The organism is Mycobacterium sp. (assembly GCF_049280035.1).
Taxonomy (GTDB): domain Bacteria; phylum Actinomycetota; class Actinomycetes; order Mycobacteriales; family Mycobacteriaceae; genus Mycobacterium.
Window position 1 is genome coordinate 1 of sequence record NZ_JBAPPI010000426.1, and the last position, 7,111, is coordinate 7,111.

At 64.8% G+C, this 7,111-nt stretch carries 5 protein-coding genes and 1 pseudogene; 2 read left to right on the top strand and 4 right to left on the bottom strand.

Going from position 1 to position 7,111, the window contains the following annotated elements; all coding sequences use genetic code 11:
- Nucleotides 1-2,289: ATP-binding cassette domain-containing protein (locus WAN71_RS14215; RefSeq protein WP_422225950.1), on the top strand; the 2,289-nt coding region annotated here is incomplete at its 5' end.
- Between the two features lie 13 nt (nucleotides 2,290-2,302).
- On the opposite strand, the gene eno is transcribed toward WAN71_RS14215, so the two are convergent.
- The gene (eno, locus tag WAN71_RS14220) at nucleotides 2,303-3,586 is read right to left on the bottom strand and encodes a phosphopyruvate hydratase (RefSeq protein WP_422225951.1); all 1,284 of its coding nucleotides are present in this window, start codon (nucleotides 3,584-3,586) and stop codon (nucleotides 2,303-2,305) included.
- A 27-nt stretch (nucleotides 3,587-3,613) separates the two neighbouring features.
- Complete coding sequence (gene trhA / locus WAN71_RS14225) at nucleotides 3,614-4,351, bottom strand: PAQR family membrane homeostasis protein TrhA (RefSeq protein WP_422225952.1); 738 nt, start codon at nucleotides 4,349-4,351, stop codon at nucleotides 3,614-3,616.
- 205 nt (nucleotides 4,352-4,556) lie between these two features.
- On the opposite strand from trhA, the gene WAN71_RS14230 reads away from it, so the two are divergent.
- Nucleotides 4,557-5,915, top strand: a complete 1,359-nt coding sequence (locus WAN71_RS14230) for an ATP-binding protein (RefSeq protein WP_422225954.1) — start codon at nucleotides 4,557-4,559, stop codon at nucleotides 5,913-5,915.
- Here the strand turns inward: WAN71_RS14230 and WAN71_RS14235 are convergent.
- Nucleotides 5,897-6,565 (bottom strand): response regulator transcription factor, encoded by a 669-nt coding sequence (locus WAN71_RS14235; RefSeq protein ID WP_422225953.1) that lies wholly within the window; start codon nucleotides 6,563-6,565, stop codon nucleotides 5,897-5,899. The genes WAN71_RS14230 and WAN71_RS14235 overlap by 19 nt on opposite strands.
- A gap of 180 nt (nucleotides 6,566-6,745) precedes the next feature.
- Nucleotides 6,746-7,111: pseudogene (locus WAN71_RS14240) on the bottom strand (NmrA family transcriptional regulator); the annotation flags it as partial.

Genomic DNA, 7,111 nt, shown 5'->3' on the forward strand with positions numbered 1-7,111 from the left:
GTGATCGGTTGGTGGGCGCTGTCGCGGGTGCTGCAGCGGCTGCGCGGCGTTCCCGACGTGCACAAACTGGACGCGCTGCTCAGCAGCGGACCGATCCAGCCGGTCCCGGTGCGGCTGGACGAGGTGCGCTGGCGCTATCCGGGCGCCGACCACGACGCACTGCGTGCGGTCAGCTTGGATGTGCGGCCAGCCGAGCAAGTAGCTGTCACCGGCGGCAACGGCTCCGGAAAGACGACGCTGATGCTGATCCTGGCCGGCCGGGAACCCACCTCGGGCACGGTCGAACGTCTTGGTGCGGTGGGTCTCGGTCAACTCGGCGGGACGGCCGTCGTCATGCAGCACCCGGAAAGCCAAGTGCTGGGCTCGCGGGTCGCCGACGACGTGGTGTGGGGACTGCCTCCCGGCAAGACCACCGATGTCGACCGATTACTCGCTGAAGTCGGGTTGCAGGGCTTCGCCGAACGCGACACCGGCGGTTTGTCCGGCGGGGAACTGCAGCGCCTCGCCGTGGCCGCTGCGCTGGCGCGCGAGCCGGCCCTGCTCATTGCCGACGAAGTCACCAGCATGGTCGACCAGCAGGGCCGGGACGCACTGTTGGCCGTGCTGTCCGGTCTCACCGACCACCACCAAACCGCGCTGGTGCACATCACCCACTACAACAACGAGGCTGATTACGCCGACCGCACAATCAATCTCAGCGACTCGCTGGATAACACCGCCATGATCGAGACCGCGCCCCCGCCTGCGCCGACGGTCACGGTAGGACACCACTCTGCCGCGCCGGTGCTCAAACTCGCAGGCGTCGGCCACGAATACGGGAGTGGCACCCCCTGGGCGCAGACCGCGCTCCGCGATATCAGCTTCGTAGTGCATGAGGGCGACGGGCTTCTGATCCACGGCGGCAACGGCTCCGGTAAGTCGACGCTGGCGTGGATCATGGCCGGGTTGACCGTACCCACCACCGGCACCTGTCTAGTTGACGAGCGGCTCGCCTCCGAGCAGGTCGGCGCAGTAGCGCTACAGTTCCAGGCGGCCCGCTTGCAGTTGATGCGCAGCCGTGTCGACCTGGAAGTGGCGTCGGCGGGCGGCTTTTCGCCTGACGATCACGCCCGAGTGACCGCAGCGCTGGCCGCTGTCGGCCTGGATGCCGCGCTGGCGAAGCGGCCCATCGACCAGCTCAGCGGCGGTCAGATGCGCCGCGTGGTCCTAGCCGGATTGCTCGCGCGATCGCCGCGGGTCTTGATACTCGACGAGCCGCTCGCGGGACTAGACGCCGCCAGCCAGCGCGGTCTTGTACGGCTGCTCGCGGACCGGCGCCGTGACACCGGTCTGACCGTTGTGGTCATTTCGCACGACTTCGCCGGGCTGGAGGAGCTGTGCCCGCGCACTCTGCACCTGCGCGACGGTCTGCTGGAACAGGCGCCGGTCACGGCCCAGTTAAGTGAGCAGACGGCGCCCCCGCCGACGCAGCACCCGACCCGCCGCCCACGTCGACCCGTTGTGCTGCTGCGCCCCGTGCCCGGGCGCTCCGTCATCCACGAGCTGTGGGCCGGCACCAAGCTGCTTGTTGCCTTTGGCATGTCGATGTTGCTGACGTTGTACCCCGGATGGATGGCGATCGGACTTGTGGCCGCGCTGGTGCTGGCGGGAGCGTGGCTCGCCCATATTCCCCGAGGCGTGCTGCCGTCGCCGCCGCGCTGGCTGTGGATCATGCTGGCCATCGTCGGTATCACTGCGACATTGGCCGGTGGCAGTCCGCAGATCCAGGTGGGCACGGTCACGCTCGGTCTCGGGGGCCTTTTGGAATTCCTGCGTTTCACCGCGCTGTCGGTCGTGCTGCTCGGGATGGGCGCGCTGGTGTCGTGGACGACCAACGTCGCCGAAATCGCGCCCGCGGTCGCCACTTTGGGTCGCCGACTGCGACCATTGCGCGTCCCGGTCGACGACTGGTCTGTCGCATTGGCGCTCGCATTGCGCACCTTCCCGATGCTGATCGACGAGTTCCGGGTGCTCTACGCCGCTCGCCGGTTGCGGCCCAAAGAGAAACCGCCCACCCGCAGGGCCCATCTCAGGCAGTTGGCGGCAGACGTGATCGACCTGATTGTTGCGGTTATCACCGTGACACTGCGTCGGGCGGACGAGATGGGCGACGCGATCACCGCCCGCGGCGGCACCGGTCAGATCTCGACGGTCTCGTCGAGGCCGAAACGTGCTGACTGGGTGGCACTTTCGATCGTCTCGGCGGTGTGCGCGACCGCCTTGGCGGGAGCGCTGCTGTTGGGCGTCTAGCGGCCGACAGCTCTCAGAACCGCACCAGTGCCGGCACGTCTGCGATCGCGCAATTGGGGATGCGTTCGGCCGCGCGCAGCAGGAAGTTGAGCTTCTCGATGCGTTCGCCCGACCGCGGGGCGCCGTTTTTCTGAAGCGGCGCCCCCAATCCCACCGCCAGGTCCATCACGACATCGTCGATGACACCGCCGGACCGGCCCGACGGGATCGTCAGAATGGCGTTCTGCGAGGCGTATTCGAAGCAGTCAAGTGCCTCGGCGATGGTCCCGACCTGGTTGGGCTTCAGAATGAAGCCGTCAACGGCCGAGGTCTTTACGGCCCGTTCCAGGCGTTCGGGGTTGGTGACGATCATGTCGTCGCCGAGGATGATCGAGCGGTCGATGGTCTGTACGGCTTTGGTGAAGCCGTCCCAGTCATCCCCGTCGAGCAGATCCTCGATGAACACCATCGGAAAGTCCTCCGACAGCGCCCGGGCGTAATCGATCAGCGCCTCCGCGGCCACCCGCTCACCGTTCAATGCGTACGTCTGCGTGCGCTGGTCGTACACCTCGCTGGATGCACAGTCCAGTGCAAACGCCATGACATCGGCACAGCCGGCGCGCTCGACCGCCTCGGCCAGCACCTCCATGACGACCCGCGGGTCACTGGACGGAGCAACATACCCGTACGACGATGCGATCAGCGGCGCGCGGCCAAGCCGTCGCGCAAGCACCTCGCCAAGCATGCCGAACAGACTCACACCCTTTTCGACCGCCGACTCGATGGAGTCGGCGCGATAGGGCACGACGAGGAACTCGTTGAACGTCTGGAAGGTATCCCCGTAGCGGCCACCGTTGATCATGTTGAAGCTGGGCGCCGGCACGGTGGTCGGCGGTTTGAGTCCGAGCAGCGTACCGACGTAGGTATAGGTGGGCATGCCCGCCGCAGCGGACGCCGCGCGCAACAGCGCGATTGAGGTGGAGTGAATCGCGTTTCCGCCGAGCCGGTGCTTGTCGGGCGTGCCGTCGAGCTCGATCATGACCCGGTCTAGGGACCGCGGGTCGTCGAGTTCGGCGCCGACAAGAACGGGAGCGATTTCGTCGGTCACGGCGGAAATAGCCTGGTGCACGCTCAGCCCGTTGTATTCGGACCGGTCTCCATCACGCAGTACAAACGCCTCGTGTGCGCCGACCGAGCTGCCGGTGGGGGACGCGCCGCGGCCGATATGGCCTGTGTCAGTGGTGATTTCAACCTCCACTAACGGACGGGCCTTACAATCCAGCAGTTGGCGAGCGGCGACGGATGCGATCTTCATCAAGGACCTCCCCGTTCCAGACGACTTGTCTTAGAACACCGCGACGCAGACTGCCACGAAGTGGCAAATCGCTGCGACTGCGGTACACGCGTGAAATATCTCGTGATAGCCGAAGGTCGCAGGCCACGGATCGGGCCAGCGTAGTCCGTAAAGCACCGCACCAAGGCTGTAAAGTGCGCCGCCGACCGCGAGCAGTACCGCCGCGGCCACGCCAGCGTTATGCAGGATCGTCCCTGCGTACGAAACCGCTACCCAACCCAGCAGCAAATAGAGCGCCACGCCCAGCCAGCGTGGAGCGTCGGGCCAGAACAGCGTCAACACAATTCCCGCCAGCGCCCCGCCCCACACGATCGCTAACACCAGATGCCCGGTCGACGGTGGCATGTCCAGCCTGGCGAACGGCGTATAAGTGCCAGCGATGAACACAAAGATCATCGAGTGGTCCAGCCGCCTCATCCAGTTCCTGGCGGCCGTCGAACCCCAACTGACACGGTGATATGTGGCGCTTACGGCAAACATCGCCACGATTGCCAGCGTGTAGGCCAGTGTCGCGTACCCAGCTCGCGTCGATGCCACAGCCCACGACACCGCGACCAGCGCCGAACCGGCTACCAGCGCCGCGTAGGCGCAGTAAAGATGGATCCATCCGCGCCACTGTGGCTTGCTCAGAACCCTGGCCTCGGACTCGGCGAAACGTCCGGTGCCGTGGAAATCAGTGGTCGGTCGGCACGCGATGGGCTGGGGGGCCGTATCGATGTGGTAGCTCAACATCCCCCCCTTGCGATCGCCGTCAACTTACGAGCGCCACGGTATGAGCGGATCGCTGAGAAGGCGCTGAGGAAGGCCGTCGGGCTGGGTGCCCGGCGCGGACGGGATGGTGACTTTTGCTGTTCTCAGCCGGCCCTCAGCCCTGGAGAATCAGACTGTGTGGGTGCCTACCTGGCCGCTGCGGCGAAGTGAGCTCGCGCGTCTGATGCGTCCGCTCAGTTTGGGTATCTCCGCTCGCTCTGCCGCGATCTCAGCGGTGGTCGTCCTGGTCGTTCTTACGTTCGCGGGCGCGGCCTTTGACCTGATCTTGTATAGGTCGTTGTTAGCAGGTGTCGACGACGCTACCGCGGGCAGAGTTCGCATCATTGTTGACGCCCTGCATTCGGATTCGCCCGACCATCTCGACAGCGCGCTTTTTACTACCAACCAGCGCGTGGTCGCAATCCAATTGATAGCCCCTGACGGCAAGGTGGTGAAGCGGGGCGGATCCGCGCCTGCGACACCTCTGATACCCCTCAGCGAGTTTGACTTCAACTTGCGACGCGGCATGCCAGACGATGCGGTGCCCGATGACGACATGCGCGTGAGCGGTCAGAAAGTCAACGCTGCGTCCGGCCAGTACACAGTGCTGGTCGGCGGAGGTAGCGAGGCGGTCGAGGCGACTGTGCGGACCGTCGCGCTGGTATTGGCTGGCGGCGCCCCGATCATCGTCGGGGTAGCAGCAACTGCCACGTACCGGCTCGTTCGCCGGTCACTGCAATCGGTGGACGCTATCCGCAGCAGGGTGGCTGAAATCTCAACCTCCGATTTGGCCGAGCGGGTACCCGTGTCCACCCGGCGTGACGAAATTTCAGCCCTGGCAGTCACCATGAACGAAATGCTGGCACGCCTCGAAGCCGGTCACCGAGCCCAACAGCGGTTCCTCAGCGACGCCTCTCACGAACTGCGCAGCCCGCTGGCCACCATCATCTCCGGTTTGGAAGTCGCCGAGGCGCATCCGGAACTGCTTGATGCGGAATTGGCCGTCGACACGCTGCTTCCCGAGGCGCACCGCATGCGGGTGCTGATCGAGGATCTGCTCTTGCTGGCCCGCGCCGATGAACAAAGCCTGGTGATGCGCAAGGAGGAGGTGCCGCTCGACGAACTCGCCAAAGTGGAGGCTGCACGAGCGCGGCGCGACGGCTGCACGATCCACACCACGATCTCTGCGGCGCGTTTGATCGGCGACCGGGCAGCGGTCGCGCGGGTGATCCGCAATCTCGTGGATAACGCTGTCCGCCAGGCGAAATCGCGTGTCGACATCCACGTTGGCAGCCGAGACTGCAACGTCATACTCACCGTCAGTGATGACGGGCCAGGCATCGCCCCGGCCGACCGAACGCGGGTCTTCGAACGGTTCGTGCGCCTAGACTCAGACCGCGCCCGCAGTGGCGGAGGAACCGGCCTGGGCTTAGCGATTGTCGCCGAGGTCGTGGCCGCGCACGGCGGCGCGGTCACTATTGACGACCGCTGCGGCGGCGGAACCACGATGATCGTGACGCTGCCTCAACAGACCAACCGGTAGCCGACGCCGCGGATCGTCTCAATGGTGTTGGTACCGAAGGGGACGTCGATCTTGCGGCGCACATATCCCACGTAAACCTCAACAACATTGTCAGGGCCCTGATAGTGCGCATCCCATACGTTGCGTAATATCTCGGTTTTCGTCACCACCATGTCCTTGTTGCGCATCAGAAACTCGAGTAGCCCAAACTCGCGGGGGGTCAGAGTGATTGGGGTCGAACCACGTTGGACCGTGTGCCGAGCAGGATCCAGTGACAGCGATCCGGCGGTCAATACCGTAGGTCGCTCTGGCGCGCCGCGACGGACCAGCGCTTGCATGCGCGCTACGAGGACCCGAAACGAAAACGGTTTTGTCAGATAGTCATCCGCTCCGAGGTCGAACGCATCGGTCTGGTCGTACTCACCATCTTTGGCAGTCAGCATGAGCACCGGTGTCCATACTTCCTGGGCCCGCATCCGCCGCAGCACCTCATATCCGCTGTGGCCAGGGAGCATGATGTCGAGAACTACGACGTCGAAGCTGTTCTCGATTGCCTCGTGTAGGCCCTCGACGCCTGTACCGACGGCGACGACGACGAAGCCCTCCGCCTTCAACCCCCTAGACAGGGTCGCCGACAAACGGGGCTCATCCTCAACGAGCAAAACTCTCACGTCGGTACGCTACTTCGCGGGCCGTGTGTGCGAAAGCGTTCCTTCGTCGGCAAACGTCAGCGGTTGCGACCACCTCGCTGGACGAGCCATAGGGTTAGCGCGACGGAGGCGACGACGAGGGCGACGAGCAGGATGTTTGTCATCCGAGCAATCTATCGGCGCGCAGGCCTCGTGAGTTGGTTACGCAGCGGGTAGTCGTGCGTCGGTGATCCCGAAGGGGCCGTCGGCATCGAACGTGGCTCGGGTGGCGGCGACGTGCACTTCAACAGTGGTTGGCTTGGATCCGCCGATCACCTCGATGAGGTTGTTGATGCCGGAGAAGACGCCGTCGCGGTAGTCCTGTGCCACGTTGCTGAGATGCTGGACAAAATGTGCTGACCCACCGGCGGCCGATACTCCGGCGGCGAATGTCGAGATCTCAGTCGGCTCGTAGCGGACCGGAATACCCAGGGTGTCTTGGACTTTCGCGGCGATGGCGTACCAATCGAGCTCTTCGGCACCGAACAGCCGATAGACCTGGCGATCATGCGGATCGGGGTTCTGCAG

Excerpts from the sequence above, each read along its gene's own strand:
- WAN71_RS14230 (WP_422225954.1), top strand. The coding sequence starts at position 4,557 with ATGCGTCCGCTCAGTTTGGGTATCTCCGCTCGCTCTGCCGCGATCTCA.